The following is a 16183-nucleotide window of genomic DNA, read 5'->3' on the forward strand; positions in this document are numbered from 1 at the left end:
CATAACTCGAAGCCCGGTTTCCCGAGGGGAAGCCGGGCTTCGCCCTTTCGGCCGAGGTTGCCGGGGCCCTTCTTACCGCTGAGTAAGTGTGTAAAGATGCCCTCGATGAGAGGTGTGTCACAGTCGATGCGAAACGTATTCCGGGTTTCGGTGGCGGCGCTGGCCGCCGCTCTCTTCCTTCCCTTCCTCGGTGCGGGGGCGTCCGCGGCGCCGCTGCCCACCGGTCCGGACGGTGGTGCGGCAGGCGCGGCCTGGCACGCCACTCACGACGGGCCGCAGCAGTTCCCGAACGTGAACATCACCTGGGACGTGCCGATCACCATGAGCGACGGCACCGTGCTGAAGGCCAATCTCTACCGCCCCGCCGACGCCGCGGGCATCCCGGCGCCGGTGGCGACGCCGACGGTCATCAACATGACGCCCTACACCAAGCTGGTGTCGAACCTGGCCGATCACGCGGGCTCGATCCCCGGGCTCTCGGACGCGGTGCTCCAGCTCTTCCGCGATTTCGACATGACCGGCACCCCGCTCTCCGGGCTCACCGACCTGACCAAGGCGTTCGGCGGCGGCGAGCTGCGCAACTTCGCGGTGGACCGGAGCCTGGTGCGCAGCGGCTACTCCCAGCTCGTCGTCGACGTCCGCGGCACCGGCTTCTCGCAGGGCGAGTGGGACATGCTGCGCGACCGCGAGCAGCAGGACACCGTCGAGGTGATCGACTGGGCAGCGCGGCAGCCGTGGTCGAACGGCAGGATCGGGATGACCGGGCTCTCCTACTCCGGCATCAACCAGCTGCAGGCGGCGGAGAAGGCGCCGCCCGCGCTGCAGGCGCTCTTCCCGGTGGTGCCGGGCAGCGACCTGCTCGCCGACGTGCTCGCCCCCGGCGGCGGCTTCGGCTTCGCCTTCATCCCGCTGTGGCTGGTGCTGATCAACGGGACCAAGTGGATTCCGGACGTGCAGTCGATCGTCACCGGCAACTTCGACCAGCAGTGGCTGACCGACCGGATCGCCTCGCCCTTCACCTACCTGGACGTCTTCCTCGACGCCTACGCCAAGACCAGGGTGGAGGATCTGGACCCGCGGGTGCGCGCCCTGCTCACCGACAACAGCTCGGACCGGAAGGCGTGGCTCGGCGACCCGTCGAAGATCACCATCCCGACCTTCGTCATCGGCGGCTGGCACGACCTGTTCACCTACTCGGAGTCGCAGATCTACAACCAGATGTCGGCGCCGCCCGGGCAGAAGCAGCTGCTCATGGGCAATACGTACCACCTGAACTCGGGCAACGAGTACAGCAGGCCCGGGCTGCCGCCGCGGCTGGATGTGCTGCAGCGCGCCTGGTTCGATCGCTGGCTCAAGGACATCGACAACGGCATCGACCGGTACGGCCCGGTGACGCTGCGGCAGCAGGGCGGCGGCTGGATCACCCAGGACGGCTTCGGCGAGTCCGCGCCGCCGGAGCAGGCCGCCGAGCACCGCCGGATGTACCTCTCCGGCGCGCCGAGCGGCACCGCGCGGAGCGGCTACGACGGCTCGCTGTTCCCGTCGGACGACGGCAGCACGCAGCGGATCACCGTCGCGCCCGGGCTCAGCGGGCTCTGCTCGAACGATGCCGCGCAGGCCACCGCGGGTGTGCTCGCGGTGCTCGAGGGCTGCGCCGCCGACTCCCGCATCCAGGAGACCAACGGGTTGACCTTCACCAGCCCGCCGGTCACCGCGCCGACCACCGTCTCCGGCCCGGTCGCGGTCCGGCTGAACACCGTGCAGGACGCGGTGGACGGCAACTGGGTGGTCACCCTCAACGACGTCGCCCCGGACGGCCGCTCCACCGTGCTCTCCTCCGGCCAGCTCATGGCCTCGCTGCGCGCGATCGACGAGAGCCGCAGCAGCCGCTCGGCCAACGGCGACTACACCGACCCGCGCCCGATCGCCTCGCTGGAGAACCGGCTGCCCACCGTTCCCGGCGAGCCGACCACGCTGGACATCGCGCTGCCCGCCACCGAGGCGGTGCTGCAGCCGGGGCACCGGCTGCGGGTCGACGTCTATGCGGGCAACTTCCCCAAGGGTTTGCCGATCCTGCCGATGCTGGTCGACACCGGGCTGCTGCCGCAGCACGTGCAGCTCGATCCGACCCGCCCGAGTTTCGTGAACGTCCCGCTGCGGGGCGAACCCGGCTGGGGATAGCCAACATTGCGTTAACACCCGGCCAACAGGGTTGGAAGTGGCTGTGACCTGCGGGAAACTTCGTGTACCGGCCATCGGTTGAACGGTCGGCGACCGTACGATTCTGAGTGTGAGCGTTCCCCAGGCCGTCCTGCTGGCTGTCCTCGCAGCCGTTGTCGGGCTGGCGGTCGGCGGGCTGGTCATCCCCTACGTGAACGCCAGGCAGGCGGAGAAGCGGCAGGCCGAGGCGGGGCTCACGACCTCCCAGGTGCTCGACCTCATCGTGCTCGCCTCGGAGAGCGGGATCGCGGTGGTGGACGAGTACCGCGATGTCGTCCTGGTGAATCCCCGCGCCGAGGAACTCGGGCTGGTGCGCAACCGGTTGCTGGACGAGCGCGCGTGGGCCGCCGTCGAGAAGGTCCTGGAGAACACCGAGCCCGCCGAGTTCGACCTCACCGCCAAGAACCCGCTGCCCGGTCGCAGCCGGATCGCGGTGCGCGGCGTCGCCAGGCCGCTCTCCAGGGAGAACAACTTCACCGTCCTCTTCGCCGACGACGACTCCGAGCAGGCCCGGATGGAGGCGACGCGGCGCGACTTCGTCGCCAACGTCAGCCACGAGCTCAAGACCCCGGTCGGCGCCATGAGCCTGCTGGCCGAGGCGCTGCTGGAGTCGGTCGACGACCCCGAGGCGGTGCGGCACTTCGGCAGGCGGGTGCTGGCCGAGTCGAGCAGGCTGGGCAAGATGGTCACCGAGCTGATCGCGCTCTCCCGGCTGCAGGGGGCCGAGAAGCTGCCGGAGCTGGAGGTGGTCGACGTGGACACCGTGGTGAACTCCGCGGTCGACCGCTCGCGCACCGCCGCCGAGGCGGCCGGGATCACCGTCAGCACCGACCGGCCCAGCGGGCTCGAGGTCCTCGGCGACGAGACGCTGCTGGTCACCGCGCTGTCGAACCTGGTGGAGAACGCCATCGCCTACTCGCCGACCGGCTCGCACGTCTCGGTCAGCCGATCGCTGCGCGGCGACCACGTGGCGATGGCCGTCACCGACCGCGGTATCGGCATCGCCAAGGAAGACCAGGAGCGCGTCTTCGAGCGCTTCTTCCGTTCGGACAAGGCGCGCTCCCGCGCCACCGGCGGCACCGGGCTCGGGCTGGCGATCGTCAAGCACGTCGCCGCCAACCACAACGGCGAGATCACGCTGTGGAGCAAGCTGGGGACCGGTTCCACGTTCACCCTGCGCATACCCGCCCACCTCGAGGCGGATGCCGACCAGCGCCCGGCACCGCCGGGAGCGGTCAAGAAGGAAACGAGCCCGCGCCCGGCGCCGGGTCGAGTCAATGGTGTGGAGGCACGTCGATGACCAGTGTGTTGATCGTGGAGGACGAGGAGTCGCTGGCCGACCCGCTCGCGTTCCTGTTGCGCAAGGAGGGCTTCGAGGTCACCGTCGTCGGCGACGGGCCGTCCGCGCTCGCCGAGTTCGACCGGGCGGGCGCCGACATCGTCCTCCTCGACCTGATGCTGCCCGGCATGAGCGGCACCGACGTCTGCAAGCAGCTGCGCACCCGCAGCGGGGTTCCGGTCATCATGGTGACCGCGCGGGACAGCGAGATCGACAAGGTGGTCGGGCTCGAGCTCGGCGCCGACGACTACGTCACCAAGCCGTACTCCGCCCGCGAGCTCATCGCCCGCATCCGTGCCGTCCTGCGCCGCGGCGCCGGTGACGATCTCGACGGCGGCACCGAGAGCGGCGTCCTGGAGGCCGGGCCGGTGCGCATGGACGTCGACCGGCACACCGTCCTGGTCAACGGCAAGCCCGTGACTCTTCCCCTCAAGGAGTTCGACCTCCTCGAGTACCTCCTCCGCAACTCCGGCCGCGTCCTCACCCGGGGCCAGCTCATCGACCGGGTGTGGGGTGCCGACTACGTCGGGGATACGAAGACGCTGGATGTGCACGTCAAGCGGTTGCGCTCGAAGATCGAGTCCGACCCGGCCAAGCCGGAGCACTTGGTGACCGTCCGCGGCTTGGGCTACAAACTCGAGGCGTAGAACTGGTGAGACCGAAACGGGCGTCCGCACCGGAGTGTGGACGCCCGTCAAGTATCGAGGATCAGGGGAAGTAGACCCACGCCGGGCCGATGGCGGGGAGGTCGATCTTCTGCAGGGTGATCCAGCCGAGGTCGTCTTCCTGCAGGCATTCGTAGAGCGGAACCGTGGTCCCGTTGCCCTTGCACGCGATGGTGTGCGAGGTCCCGTACGGGCTGACGATGACGTTCTTGCCCTCCGCCGCCGCGCTTGCCGCCGCGGCCGGGTCGGTGCCGCTGACGAAGGTGTGGGTGTAGTCGCCGAACTTGGCGGGGTCGACGTCGTCGGCGGACGCGGGAGCGGCGAGCGCAAGGCAGGCACCCGCTCCGATGGCCGCGGCCGCGACGGCCTTGCTGAAGCGAGCCTTTGTGAACAGGGTGTTTCCGAACATGGAAAACTAGTGAACCCTATCCAGGTGAAGTTCGCATGTCCTGGCGGTGACGCCTACTCCTCGGGATTCGGCAAACGCCCGGCGTGCACCGTTGCCGGGTGAATTGCGATCAGGCCGAGTCCTTCGCGCCTGCGGCAGTGCCTGGCCAGCTCGGCGTAGGCCGCGGCGCCGAGCAGCTCGGTCAGCTCGGGGCCGTAGGACTGCCAGACCGGGCGGGCGCCGACGTGTGCGTCGGGGGAGCCGGTGCAGTACCAGTCCAGGTCGAGCCCGCCCGGGCCCCAGCCGCGGCGGTCGTATTCGGTGACGACGGTGCGCAGGATCTGCACCCCGTCCGGCCGGTCGACCCACTCCTGGGTGCGCCGGATGGGCAGCTGCCAGCACACGTCCGGTTTGACCTCGAGCGGCTCGATGCCGCGGCGCAGCGCCATGGTGTGCAGCGCGCAGCCGACGCCGCCGGCGAACCCGGGGCGATTCAGGAAGATGCAGGCGCCCTCGTGCCGCCTGGTGCGCAGTGCGGGCTCGTCCTCCAGCTCGTCCTGCTCCAGGTACTTCTTCCTGGTGACCTTGCCGTTCTCGTCCGTCGCCTCCGGCATGAGCTGCCAGTCCTGCGGTGTGAGCAGCTTCACGGCGCGTTGCAGCCGCTTGCGGTCGTCGTCATCGGCGAGGAAGGCGCCGTGCGAGCAGCAGCCGTCGTCGGGGCGGTCGCCGAGGATGCCCTGACAGGCGGGGGTGCCGAAGACGCAGGTCCACCGGGAAAGTAGCCAGGTGAGATCGGCCACTATCAGATGCTCGTCGTTAGCCGGGTCTTGGAACTCGATCCATTCACGCGGGAAGTCCAGCTCGACCTCGGGCGCGGGATCCAGTTTCCGCCCTGATGGGGGCGGGGCCGGTTCGCTCGCGGATGCGCCTGCCGTCACGATGCCAGACGCTAACAGCCCCGCCGGGGCACTCGCAGGCCGGACGGTACCGGTACCCTTTTCGGAGTGCGGCTCGGAGTGCTCGACGTCGGAAGCAACACCGTCCACCTGCTCGTGGTGGACGCGCATCGTGGTGGGCACCCCATGCCCATGAGCTCGACCAAGGCGGCGCTGCGGCTCTCCGAGAACATGGACGACGACGGCTGCATCACCGAGGCGGGTGCCCGCAGGCTGATCGACACCGTCGGCGAGTTCGCCAGCATCGCGGAGACCTCGCGCTGCGTGATGCTGATGCCGTTCGCCACCTCGGCGCTGCGCGAGGCGGGGAACTCCGAAGAGGTGCTCGACCGGGTGCGCGCCGAAACCGGGGTGAACCTGCAGGTGCTCACCGGCGTCGACGAGGCCAGGCTGACCTTCCTCGCGGTGCGCCGCTGGTACGGCTGGAGCGCGGGCCGGATCATCAACCTGGACATCGGCGGCGGCTCGCTGGAGATGTCCACCGGCTCCGACGAGGCGCCGGACGCCGCGATCTCGCTGCAACTCGGCGCTGGCCGCCTCACCAGGGACTGGCTGCACGAGGATCCACCGGGCAAGCGCCGGATCGCGGTGCTGCGCGACTGGCTCGACGCCGAACTCGTCGCGCCCGCAAAGCAACTGCTCGAACCCGGCAAATCGGATCTCGCGGTGGGTACCTCGAAGACCTTCCGCTCGCTCGCCCGATTGACCGGAGCGGCACCGTCCGGCGCGGGGCCCCGGGTGCGCCGTACACTCACGAGTTCGGGCCTGCGTCAGCTGATCGCGTTCATCTCCCGGATGACGGCGGCGGACCGGGCGGAATTGGAAGGCGTGAGTTCGGACCGGTCGCAGCAACTGGTGGCCGGCGCGCTGGTCGCGGAGGCGAGTATGCGAGCACTGTCGCTGGATACGCTCGAGATCTGTCCCTGGGCGCTGCGCGAAGGTCTGATCCTGCGCAAACTGGATACTGACATGAATGGCGGACCGGTCGACGCGCTGCTGTCCGGAGGCGAGGTCGTCGAGACCGCGAACTCCGGCGCCGCGGAGTCGGCGGGTCCGATCGAAACGGTGCCGTCATGAGTGAGGACCCCAAACAGCTTTCGGTCGCCGAACTGCTGGCCCGCAACGGCCAGGGTGGTTCGTCGACCGCGTCGAGTGGCAGGCGCAGGCGCGCGGGCCGCGGGATCTCGGTCGCCGATCTGACCGGTGATCAGCCCGCGGTGACGCCCGGCGGTTCGTCGCACGCGGCGCCGGACGCGGAGCCACCGCCACCGGAGCCACCGCCGACGGGCGGCTTCGATCTCGCAGCCTACGGGCTGACCCCGTACGGCCAGGACGCCGGAACCCCCTCCGCGCCCGCCCCTTCCGCCTACGGTCCGCCGGACACCGCCGCGCCGCCCGCCTACCCGCCGCCGGGCCCGGCCTCCGACCTGCCGAGCTACTCGCCGGTCTCCGGCCCCATCGCCTACTACGACCCGCTCGCGGGCGGGCCCGCCGCGCCGGAGCAGGGGCGGCGGCGCCGGGTCAGGGACGATGCCGAGCAGCCGTCGTTCCCGATGCCGGAGACCGGTTCCGGGCGGCGCAGGCGCAGGCGCGCCGACGACGACGAGCCGGACGAGGCTGCTCCGCAGCCGAACGGCATCGGCATCGACACCTCGGAGAGCCCGCGGCTGAGCCGGGCCGAGCGCAGGCGCGCCGCGGAAGCGGCGGAAGCGGCGGAAGCGGCCGAGGCCGAACAGGAATCGGAGTCGGCGCTCGTCGAGAAGGCGATGGCGGCGGAGGCCGCGCGAGCCGAGACGGAGCGGGCGGCCGAGGAGGCGGTCCGCGCGGCACGGGAGAACGCGCGCGGCGGTGCCCGCGGGATCGACCCGGCGCCGCATGCCGGGCGGCCGACCGAGGTCACCAGGATCACCCCGTTCTCCGGCGGGCGGCGCGGCCGCGATGCCGACGCGGGCCGCGGTGGATTCGGCAACGGGCAGGCCGATCCCGGCCCCGAGGCCGGTGGCGCCTTCGGGCCGCGCACGGATTTCGGCCGCAACGGTGGCGACAATCGCAACGGTGAGCGCCCGTTCGGCGCGCCGGGCCGGCTCGGTGGCCCCGACCCGGGGCGCAACGGCGCCAACGGTTTCGGCGGTGCCCCCGATGCCGACCGCAACGGGTTCGGCGGCCCCGAGCACGGCCGCAACGGTTTCGGCCCTGCTCCGGCCCCCGGTCGCAACGGCGGCAACGCCTTCGGCGGCCCGATCGGTGCACCGGAGTCCAGGAACGGCGCCCCGCCCTTCCCCGGTCCGAGCGGCCCCGACCTCGGCGCGGCGCCGGGGCGCAACGGCTTCGGCGGCGCTCCCGGCCCGAACGGCCCCCCTGACCCCGGCCGCGGCGGCTTCGGCGGCCCGAACGGCGCTCCGGAGTCCCGCAACGGCGCCCCGGGCTTCAACGGCCCTTCCGGCCCGAACGGCGGCCCCGGTCCGAACGGCGGCCCCGGGCCGAACGGCGGCCCGGATCTAGACCCCCGCAACGGCGCGGGCCCGTACGGCCCCAAACCCCCCGGCCCGGACGAGGAATCCCCCTCCACCGCCGCCTGGTCCCTGCGCGACGACCCCGAATCCGGCCCGGTCCCGCGCACCCCGCCGCCGGCGGGCGGCCTCCCCGCCTGGTCCGCGCGCCGACGTCAGCCCGCACCGCCCGCACCCGCCCCCGAGGTCAAGGGCCCGCCGCAACCGGCCTGGCCCCCGCCGCAGGAGCAGCCGCTGATCTCCGGCCAGACCGTCGCGGGCGACCTGCTCCGCAACGGCGAGCAGGAGCGGCGCGACTTCGATGACGAGTACGACGACTACGACCCCGAGTTCGAGAACGACCGGTTCGAGACGGGGGAGTACGACGACTACGAGTCCGGCGAGTACCGCCCCGACTTCGACGACGACTACGAATCCGCCGAGTTCGACGCACCGGGCCGGGGCAAGCGCGGCAAGGGCAAGGGCAAGCGGGGCAAGAAGCCGAAGGCCGCGCTGCTCGGGGGCGTCGCCGCCGGGATCGGCGGCCTGAGCCGCTCACTCAAGGACAAACTCCCCAACTGCGGCGAGGGCGCGGAGCAGCCGGCGAGCAGCCGCTCACACCTCTCCGAGCAGGAGCTCAACCGCCGCCAGTGGATGATCCTCGGCGGCCAGAGCGCCGCCGCCGCGGTCGCGGGCATGCTGCTGTTCAAGGGCTTCGAGCGGATGTGGGAGATGCTGCCGTGGGTGGCGCTCGCGCTCGCCATGATCGTCATCCTCGGCCTGGTCGCGCTGGTCCGCGTGCTGCGCCGCACCGACGACATCCTGAGCACCGTGATCGCCGTCGTGGTCGGCACCTTCGTGACGCTCGGCCCGCTGGCGTTCCTGCTCAGTACCGGCTGAGGGGTTCGCCGGCATGACGAACATCAAGATCGGGCTCTCCACCGCGTCGGTGTATCCGGAGAACACCGAGTCGGCCTTCCGGTACGCGGCCGAGATCGGCTATGACGGGGTCGAGCTCATGGTCTGGGCCGAGCCGGCCAGCCAGAGCCTGGCCACCGTGCGCAGCTACGTCCGGCGCTACGACCTGCCGGTGCTCGCGGTGCACGCCCCGTGCCTGCTGATCTCGCAGCGGGTCTGGGGCGCCGACCCGGTGGCCAAGCTGGACCGCAGCGTGCGCACGGCCGAGGAGCTCGGCGCGGATACCGTCGTCGTGCACCCGCCGTTCCGCTGGCAGCGCCGCTACGCCGACGGCTTCGCGGAGCAGGTGGCCGAGCTGGAGGAGCGGAGCCGGGTGATCGTCGCGGTGGAGAACATGTTCCCGATGCGCGCCGACACCCTGTTCGGCCGCGGCGAGCGCGCGGTGCGGCGGCTGGAGCGGCGCGGCGGCCCCGGGCGCGGGCTGACCGCCTTCAGCCCCTCCTACGACCCCACCGACGTCGGTTTCCGCAACTACACCCTCGACCTCTCGCACACCGCCACCGCGGGCACCGACGCGCTGGAGCTGGCCGAGCGGATGGGCTCCGGCCTGGCGCACCTGCACCTGGCCGACGGCCGCGGCGCGGCGAACGACGAGCACCTGGTGCCAGGCGACGGCACCCAGCCCTGCGCTGAACTCTGCGATCACCTGCAGCGCAGTGGTTTCCGCGGGCACGTCGTGGCCGAGATCAACACCCAGACCGCGAAGACCGCGCAGGAGCGGGCGGCCATGCTGCGCCGCACGCTCGCCTTCGCGCGGGCGCACTGCGGCGGCCGCCCGGTGGCGGGCGCCAACCAGAACTGAGGGCAACCGCCCACCATCCGGACGCCACCCCGGGGGCTGGTTTACGCTGTACGAACGTCGCGCCGCTCCGGCCGCGGCGGGACAGGAGTGACGATGTCGCAGTCGACCGCCGATCTCGATCGGTCCACCGCCACCGACGCCCCGTTCAGCCGGGTCTGCGCGGTCACCGAGATCCCCGCCGAGGCGGCGGGCGCCGGGCGCTACCTCGGCGAGATCGAGCCGATCTGGACCATCGGCGCGAAGGTGCACGGCGGCACCATGGTCGCGGGCAGCGCCGCCGCGGCCACCCGCTGGCTGCACACCGTCGAGCCGGAGCTCACCGCGATGGCCCCGATCGCCGCCAGCTCCGACTTCCTCGGCGCGCCGGACGCGGGCCAGGTCGAGTACGCCGTGCGCATCCGCAAGGTGGGCAGGCAGATCTGCCTCGTCGACGCGGAGCTGACGCAGGGCGACCGGACCATGGTGCGCACCGCCTTCACCTTCGGCGCGCTGGACGACGCCGAGCCGATCTACGCACCGCAGCACGGCGACATGCCCGCCGAGCCGACGGCCGACGCCATCGGCTACGAGCCGGGCTCGCCGATGGGCAAGATCGTGAACGTGGCCAAGGGCGCCGACGTCTTCATGGACCGCACCTGGGCCCGCTTCCTGGACGGCGACCACGCCGCCGAGCCGCGGCTGCGGCTCTGGATGCGGCCGCGCGCGGGCGACGCGGGCGACCCCGCGGTGGCGGCGTACTTCGCCATGATGGCCGCCGACATGAGCCCGCCGGTGGCGATGAACCGCGGCCACTTCGGCTGGGCCCCGACCGTGCAGATGACCACCTACCTGCGCAGGCGTCCGGTGCCCGGCTGGCTGCGGATCATCGCGACGACGCACGAGATCGGCGGCCGCATGTTCGACGAGGACCAGCTGGTCCTGGACAGCACCGGGGCGGTGGTGGCGCAGAGCAGGCAGCTCGCGCTGATCCCGCAGCGGTAGCCCGCGCCGGTAAGGCTAGCCTTGGGGCCCATGACGAGAATCGCGGTGATCGGCGGGGGCCGGATCGGGGAGGCGCTGGTCGCCGGGCTGCTCGAATCCGGCCGGGTGGCGAAGGACCTGGTGGTCGTCGAGACGCACCAGGATCGGGCCGAGCTGATCGCCGAGCGCTTCGGGGTCCGGGTCACCGGCTCGATCGAGGACGCCTCGGTCGGCGCCGACGTGCTGGTGATCGCGGTCAAGCCGGGCGACGTCGACGGGGTGCTCACCGCGCTCGGCAAGGCGATGCTCGGCGGCGACGGTGACCAGGTGGTGGTATCCCTGGCCGCGGGGGTCCCGACCCCGCGGCTGGAGGCGAAGCTGCCCGCCGGTTCGCCGGTGGTCCGGGTCATGCCGAACACCCCCATGCTGGTCGGGCAGGGCATGAGCGCGCTTGCCCCCGGCAGGCACGCCAAGGCCGAGGATCTGGCGCTGGTCACCGGGCTGCTCGGCGCGGTCGGCAAGGTGGTGACCGTTGCCGAGGCGCAGATGGACGCCGTCACGGCGGTTTCCGGCTCCGGCCCCGCCTACTTCTTCCTGGTCGTCGAGGCCATGGTGGACGCGGGCGTGAGCCTCGGGCTGACCCGCGATGTCGCGACCACCCTCGTGGTGCAGACCATGCTGGGCGCCGCCGCGCTGCTCGAGGGCGCCGAGCAGAGCGCCGTCGACCTGCGCGCCGCGGTCACCTCACCGGCCGGGACCACCGCCGCCGCCCTTCGCGAACTCGAGCGATCCGGCGTACGCTCGGCATTTCTGGAAGCGCTGCACGCCGCAGCGCGACGCTCGGCGGAACAGGGGTCGTCGGCGGAGTGACCGTGCGGTTCACGCTGGGGAAACCCGATTTCTCACTCCCGTCGCAGCAACACCACTGGTCCCGCTAAGCTTCAAGGAGCACGTGCGTGTCTGTTCCGCCGGTGGGGAAGCCGGCGGCGCGGACGTGCCGGAGGTCGATGGTGCGATGATGTCTGCGAACAAGATGTCTGCGAACAACGGAACCGGCGGGCCGGGCTCGCCGTCGAACCGCGGTGGAACACGACCACCTGGCGGCCCCGTACCGGGGCAATCGGTATTCGCCGGTGGAACGCAATTCCTCACGGTCGCCGAGGTCGCGGAGTTGATGCGGGTCTCCAAGATGACGGTGTACCGCCTGGTCCACTCGGGAGAGCTGCCCGCGGTGCGGGTGGGTCGGTCGTTCCGGGTGCACGCCAAGGCGGTGCACGAATACCTGGAGACCTCCTACTTCGACGCCGGATAGGCGGATTCGGAGTGGCTCCGGTGTCCCGGTAGGATGAACAGTCGGTTCGTGTTCGCCCGCCGGTGGCACCGCTTCGGTGTGTCCGGAGCCCGGCGGGGCGAGCGAAACAGTGTCAGCCGCGCCAAGAGCGCCGAGTAGAGGAAACGCGAGGACGACCCTATGGGTTCAGTGATCAAGAAGCGTCGCAAGCGCATGTCGAAGAAGAAGCACCGGAAGCTGCTTCGCCGCACGCGGGTGCAGCGGCGCAAACTCGGCAAGTAGTCCCTCGCGTCGTGCGTGGAGCCCGTCACCGATCGCGGTGGCGGGTTTTTCGTATTCTTTCCACGCGATATTGTTGCGCGCTCAACACCCGCATAGATCTCCGCCGTAACCGGGTTATTGCGAGCGAACGGTCGGGTTTATCCCTGGTATCGGCGCGCCATGTATCCGGTGACTGAAGTCATCGTTAGAAGCTGGTTAATACTGTCGGCGCCGTACTTCACAGCCGCTACGCTGGGACGCGGAACATATGCCTGGGGGGCCGATCAGGCGGGATCCGGTGCGAATGGGTTCAGACACGAAGGACGGCCACCAGCCCACGGTGGTGATGGTGACCGGTGCGAGCCGGTTTTTCGGCGGTGACGTCGTCGCCAGGCTCGCCCGCGACCCCGCGATAGAGCGGGTGCTCGCGGTCGATTCCGTGATGCCGAGCGCGGAACTCCGCCGCCGCATGGGCCGGGCCGAATTCGTGCGCGCCGATATTCGAAATCCGTTGATTCGCAAGGTGGTCGACGGAAATGCGGTCGACACCCTCATCCATACCGCGGTGCTCACCCATCCGCCCGCCGGCGGTGGCCGCGCGGTGATGAAGGACCTCAACGTGCTCGGCGCGATGCAGTTGTTCGCCGTGTGCCAGAAAGCGCCGACCGTGCGCCGCGTCGCGGTTCGCTCGTCGTCGGCGGTGTACGGCGGCAGCGCGAAGGACCCGGCGAAGTTCACCGAGGAGATGGGCGCCCGCAGGCCGCCGAGCGGCGCCTTCGCCAGGGACATGATCGAGGTCGAGGGCTTCGTCCGCGGGCTGGCAAGGCGCAGGCCGGACATCGCCATCGGCACCCTGCGGCTCGCCCCGATCGTCGGGCCCCGGCTCGCCGCGCGCGGCATCGAATACCTCCGGTCGCCGGTGACGCCGACCGTCTTCGGCCGGGACGCCAGAATGCAGCTGCTGCACGAGGAGGACGCGGTCGCCGCGCTCGTGCACGCCGCGCACACCGTCGCCAGCGGCACCTTCAATGTGGCGGGCGACGGCGCGCTCACGCTCTCCCAGGCCGTGCGCCGGGCAGGCCGGATCCAGGTGCCGGTGCCGTTCTCGGTCTTCCGCACCGTCGGGCGCACGCTGATGGGCCGGGTCATGCGCGAATTCAGCGGCGAACAGCTCGACTACTTCCACTTCGGCTGCGGGCTGGACACCACCCGCATGCGCACCGAGCTCGGCTTCCAGCCGCGCTGGACAACGGTGCAGGCTTTCGACGACTTCATCGGGGGCGCAGCGTTGCGACCCGTCATCGACCCACGGTGGATCGATGCCGCAGAAAACAAACTGCTCGGCCTTGTCGGGGCCGGTACGGGAGCGCAGAGATGAACGACGTAGCAAAGGTCATCCGGATGCCGGAGGCCGCCGTCGACCCCAGGCAGCGACCAACCTCGCGGCGCTGGCCGGACAGCGCGGGCCGGACCCCGGCCAGCTCGGTCACCTCGCTCACCGACCGACTGCCCGCGGCCGCGCCGAAGCCGCCGCAGTCGGTCTCCGGGCTGGTCCGCGGGCTGCTCGGCAAGGGGATCAACCGCACCGCCGAGTTCGCCAGGCGCCGGCTCTCCGGCGATTACCAGGTCGACGAGTTCGGCTTCGACGAGCACCTGCTGGAGTCGGTGCTGCTGCCCGCGCTCCGGCCGCTCGCCGAGCACTGGTTCCGGGTGCAGGTCAACGGCATGCAGCACGTGCCGGAGGTGGGCGGGGCGCTGCTGGTCGCCAACCACGCGGGGACCATTCCGATCGACGGGCTGATGCTGCAGCTCGCGGTGCACGATCACCACGCCAAGCAGCGGGCGCTGCGGTTGCTCGCGGCGGATCTGGTCTTCGAGACGCCGGTGCTCGGGACGCTCGCCAGGAAGGCGGGGCATACGCTGGCCTGCCCGCCGGATGCGGAGCGGCTGCTGCGCTCCGGTGAGCTCACCGGGGTGTTCCCGGAGGGGTTCAAGGGGGTCGGGAAGGATTACGCCGACCGGTACAAGTTGCAGCGGTTCGGGCGGGGTGGGTTCGTTGCCGCCGCCGTCCGGACCGGGGTGCCGATCATTCCGGTCTCGATCGTCGGGTCGGAGGAGATCTACCCGAAGCTCGCCGACATCAAGCCGCTGGCGCGGCTGCTCGGGCTGCCGTACTTCCCGGTGACGCCGACGTTCCCGCACCTCGGGCTGCTGGGGGCGGTGCCGCTGCCGAGCAAGTGGTACATCGAGTTCGGGGAGCCGATCGCCACCACGCAGTACTCGCCGGAGGCGGCCGACGACCCGATGCTCATGTTCGAGGTCACCGACCAGGTGCGGGAGACCATCCAGCAGACGCTCTACCGGCAGCTGGCGAAGCGGCGCAACCCCGTACTCGGCTGAGGGCCGCGGCCCCGGGTCAGTGGTTCTTGCGGTGGGTGACCGCGGCGGCGACCGCGCCGCCCGCCGCGCCGAGGGCGAGCGCGGTCGGCACGCCGATCTTCGCGGCCTTGCGGCCGGTGCGGAAGTCGCGGATCTCCCAGCCTCGGTTGCGGGCCACCTCGCGGAGGTCGGAGTCGGGGTTGATGGCTACCGAGGTTCCTACCAGCGAGAGCATGGGGACGTCGTTGTGGCTGTCGGAGTACGCGGTGCAGCGCTTGAGGTTGAGGCCCTCGCGGATGGCAAGGGCGCGGACGGCGTGGGCTTTGCCGAGGCCGTGCAGGACGTCGCCGACCAGGCGGCCGGTGAATTTGCCGTCGACGCTCTCGGCGACGGTGCCGAGGGCGCCGGTGAGGCCGAGGCGCTTGGCGATCACCTGGGCCAGCTCGACCGGGGTGGCGGTGACCAGCCAGACCTGCTGGCCCGCGTCGAGATGCATCTGGGCGAGGGCGCGGGTGCCCGGCCAGATCTTGTCGGCGATGATCTCGTCGTAGATCTCCTCGCCGAGCATGGCGAGTTCGGCGGTGGGGCGGCCCGCGATGAAGGCGAGCGCCTTCTCCCGCCCGGTCGCCATGTCGACGCTGTTCTCCTTGCCGGTGACCCGGAACTTGACCTGCTTCCAGGCCACGTCCATCAGATCCGAGGTCTTGAAGTACTTGCGCGCGGCGAGGCCGCGGGCGAAGTGCACGATGGAGGCGCCCTGCACCATGGTGTTGTCGACGTCGAAGAAGGCGGCCGCGGTCAGGTCGCGGGGGACCTCCGGCGTGCCGATGTCGATTCCCTCGGCCAGTTCGGACTCGTGCAGGGTGAGCGCCGCGTCGGCGCTCGCCTCGCCCGCCAGGTTCGCCCTGACCTCCTCCTCGCTCGGCCCGAACGGGCTGCGCGAGATGCGCGCGATCTGATCCTGCAGCCCCTGGCCGATCGACCCCACGTTCCACCGCACCGGGAACTCGCCGAACCGGCCCGCGATGAAGCCGCCCCTAGCCATCCTCGATCGTTCCGGCACCGACTACCTCCGCCCGTTCGCGCGAACCACATCCCACACTAACCGGCGGAGCCGACGGATTCCCGCGACCCGGTGCGCAGGATCGGCCGTGCCGCGCAGTGTTTTGATGATGACCATGAGCGGACCCTCTCGTTCGGTGACTTTGCTGACACGTACCGGCTGCGGGCTGTGTGCTACAGCACTCGAACAACTGCGCGCGATCTGTGCCGACTTCGGGCTGACCCCGGAAACCGTCGATGTCGACGAGGCGGCGGCCACCGACCCGGAACTGCGCGCGGAGTACGGAGATCGCCTGCCTGTGGTGCTGCTCGACGGCCGCGAGCACTCCTACTTCGACGTCGACGAGCCGCGATTGCGCGCCGATCTCGGCCGCTGACTCCGGACCGGTTCGC

Annotated in this window: 16 protein-coding genes; 13 read left to right on the forward strand and 3 right to left on the reverse strand. The window is 71.0% G+C overall.

Translation table 11 applies throughout. The annotated features are described in order from the left end of the window. Positions 1-126: 126 nt before the first annotated feature. The 3 genes from ACFUJ1_RS05355 (at position 127) to ACFUJ1_RS05365 (ending at position 4206) form a co-directional block, all read left to right on the forward strand. On the forward strand, positions 127-2181 hold the full coding sequence (locus tag ACFUJ1_RS05355; protein ID WP_378642740.1) for a CocE/NonD family hydrolase: 2055 nt from the start codon (positions 127-129) through the stop codon (positions 2179-2181). A 109-nt stretch (positions 2182-2290) separates the two neighbouring features. After that, positions 2291-3520, forward strand: a complete 1230-nt coding sequence (locus ACFUJ1_RS05360; RefSeq protein ID WP_378642743.1) for a sensor histidine kinase — start codon at positions 2291-2293, stop codon at positions 3518-3520. Beyond that, entirely contained in the window at positions 3517-4206 is a 690-nt protein-coding gene (locus tag ACFUJ1_RS05365; RefSeq protein ID WP_233020729.1) for a response regulator transcription factor, read from the forward strand. Before ACFUJ1_RS05360 ends, ACFUJ1_RS05365 begins: the two co-directional genes overlap by 4 nt. Positions 4207-4267: 61 nt before the next feature. Here the strand turns inward: ACFUJ1_RS05365 and ACFUJ1_RS05370 are convergent, their stop codons facing one another. Further along, a complete protein-coding gene (locus tag ACFUJ1_RS05370) occupies positions 4268-4633 on the reverse strand; it encodes a hypothetical protein (RefSeq protein ID WP_378642745.1) in 366 nt (121 codons plus the stop codon). A 53-nt stretch (positions 4634-4686) separates the two neighbouring features. Further along, positions 4687-5550 (reverse strand): hypothetical protein, encoded by an 864-nt coding sequence (locus tag ACFUJ1_RS05375; RefSeq protein ID WP_378642748.1) that lies wholly within the window; start codon positions 5548-5550, stop codon positions 4687-4689. Positions 5551-5616: 66 nt separating this feature from the next. Here ACFUJ1_RS05375 and ACFUJ1_RS05380 point away from each other — a divergent pair, with 66 nt between their 5' ends. From ACFUJ1_RS05380 to ACFUJ1_RS05420, 9 genes are all read left to right on the forward strand, one after another. Then, positions 5617-6645 (forward strand): hypothetical protein, encoded by a 1029-nt coding sequence (locus tag ACFUJ1_RS05380; RefSeq protein ID WP_378642749.1) that lies wholly within the window; start codon positions 5617-5619, stop codon positions 6643-6645. After that, complete coding sequence (locus ACFUJ1_RS05385; protein WP_378642752.1) at positions 6642-8957, forward strand: hypothetical protein; 2316 nt, start codon at positions 6642-6644, stop codon at positions 8955-8957. The genes ACFUJ1_RS05380 and ACFUJ1_RS05385 overlap by 4 nt, the downstream gene beginning before the upstream one ends. 13 nt (positions 8958-8970) lie before the next feature. Beyond that, positions 8971-9837 (forward strand): sugar phosphate isomerase/epimerase family protein, encoded by an 867-nt coding sequence (locus ACFUJ1_RS05390; RefSeq protein WP_378642755.1) that lies wholly within the window; start codon positions 8971-8973, stop codon positions 9835-9837. Positions 9838-9930: 93 nt separating this feature from the next. Next, entirely contained in the window at positions 9931-10818 is an 888-nt protein-coding gene (locus tag ACFUJ1_RS05395) for a thioesterase family protein (protein ID WP_378642757.1), read from the forward strand. A 30-nt stretch (positions 10819-10848) separates the two neighbouring features. Beyond that, the gene (proC, locus tag ACFUJ1_RS05400; protein WP_378642760.1) at positions 10849-11667 is read left to right on the forward strand and encodes a pyrroline-5-carboxylate reductase; all 819 of its coding nucleotides are present in this window, start codon (positions 10849-10851) and stop codon (positions 11665-11667) included. A gap of 145 nt (positions 11668-11812) precedes the next feature. Continuing rightward, on the forward strand, positions 11813-12109 hold the full coding sequence (locus ACFUJ1_RS05405) for a helix-turn-helix domain-containing protein (protein ID WP_378613804.1): 297 nt from the start codon (positions 11813-11815) through the stop codon (positions 12107-12109). 159 nt (positions 12110-12268) lie between these two features. Further along, on the forward strand, positions 12269-12370 hold the full coding sequence (locus ACFUJ1_RS05410) for a 30S ribosomal protein bS22 (RefSeq protein ID WP_003402602.1): 102 nt from the start codon (positions 12269-12271) through the stop codon (positions 12368-12370). Between the two features lie 283 nt (positions 12371-12653). Continuing rightward, positions 12654-13727, forward strand: coding sequence for an NAD-dependent epimerase/dehydratase family protein (locus ACFUJ1_RS05415; protein WP_378642763.1), 1074 nt, complete (start codon positions 12654-12656; stop codon positions 13725-13727). After that, complete coding sequence (locus ACFUJ1_RS05420; protein ID WP_378642766.1) at positions 13724-14749, forward strand: lysophospholipid acyltransferase family protein; 1026 nt, start codon at positions 13724-13726, stop codon at positions 14747-14749. The genes ACFUJ1_RS05415 and ACFUJ1_RS05420 overlap by 4 nt, the downstream gene beginning before the upstream one ends. 16 nt (positions 14750-14765) lie before the next feature. On the opposite strand, the gene ACFUJ1_RS05425 is transcribed toward ACFUJ1_RS05420, so the two are convergent. Continuing rightward, complete coding sequence (locus tag ACFUJ1_RS05425) at positions 14766-15773, reverse strand: HAD family hydrolase (RefSeq protein WP_378642768.1); 1008 nt, start codon at positions 15771-15773, stop codon at positions 14766-14768. Between the two features lie 133 nt (positions 15774-15906). Between ACFUJ1_RS05425 and ACFUJ1_RS05430 the strand changes: the two genes are divergently transcribed. Next, complete coding sequence (locus ACFUJ1_RS05430) at positions 15907-16167, forward strand: glutaredoxin family protein (RefSeq protein ID WP_378613803.1); 261 nt, start codon at positions 15907-15909, stop codon at positions 16165-16167. Positions 16168-16183 lie beyond the last annotated feature (16 nt).

Origin of the sequence: Nocardia sp. NPDC057227, from assembly GCF_042669725.1 — a bacterium.
Classification (GTDB): Bacteria; Actinomycetota; Actinomycetes; order Mycobacteriales; family Mycobacteriaceae; genus Nocardia; species Nocardia asteroides_A.

What these genes read in the sequence shown, in the direction of transcription:
- ACFUJ1_RS05395 (WP_378642757.1), top strand. Translation starts at nt 9,931, where the DNA reads ATGTCGCAGTCGACCGCCGATCTCGATCGGTCCACCGCCACCGACGCC.
- ACFUJ1_RS05420 (WP_378642766.1), top strand. Translation starts at nt 13,724, where the DNA reads ATGAACGACGTAGCAAAGGTCATCCGGATGCCGGAGGCCGCCGTCGAC.
- ACFUJ1_RS05385 (WP_378642752.1), top strand. Translation starts at nt 6,642, where the DNA reads ATGAGTGAGGACCCCAAACAGCTTTCGGTCGCCGAACTGCTGGCCCGC.
- ACFUJ1_RS05425 (WP_378642768.1), bottom strand. Translation starts at nt 15,773, where the DNA reads ATGGCTAGGGGCGGCTTCATCGCGGGCCGGTTCGGCGAGTTCCCGGTG.
- ACFUJ1_RS05390 (WP_378642755.1), top strand. Translation starts at nt 8,971, where the DNA reads ATGACGAACATCAAGATCGGGCTCTCCACCGCGTCGGTGTATCCGGAG.
- proC (WP_378642760.1), top strand. Translation starts at nt 10,849, where the DNA reads ATGACGAGAATCGCGGTGATCGGCGGGGGCCGGATCGGGGAGGCGCTG.
- ACFUJ1_RS05405 (WP_378613804.1), top strand. Translation starts at nt 11,813, where the DNA reads ATGATGTCTGCGAACAAGATGTCTGCGAACAACGGAACCGGCGGGCCG.
- ACFUJ1_RS05370 (WP_378642745.1), bottom strand. Translation starts at nt 4,633, where the DNA reads ATGTTCGGAAACACCCTGTTCACAAAGGCTCGCTTCAGCAAGGCCGTC.
- ACFUJ1_RS05410 (WP_003402602.1), top strand. Translation starts at nt 12,269, where the DNA reads ATGGGTTCAGTGATCAAGAAGCGTCGCAAGCGCATGTCGAAGAAGAAG.
- ACFUJ1_RS05415 (WP_378642763.1), top strand. Translation starts at nt 12,654, where the DNA reads ATGGGTTCAGACACGAAGGACGGCCACCAGCCCACGGTGGTGATGGTG.
- ACFUJ1_RS05365 (WP_233020729.1), top strand. Translation starts at nt 3,517, where the DNA reads ATGACCAGTGTGTTGATCGTGGAGGACGAGGAGTCGCTGGCCGACCCG.
- ACFUJ1_RS05355 (WP_378642740.1), top strand. Translation starts at nt 127, where the DNA reads ATGCGAAACGTATTCCGGGTTTCGGTGGCGGCGCTGGCCGCCGCTCTC.
- ACFUJ1_RS05430 (WP_378613803.1), top strand. Translation starts at nt 15,907, where the DNA reads ATGAGCGGACCCTCTCGTTCGGTGACTTTGCTGACACGTACCGGCTGC.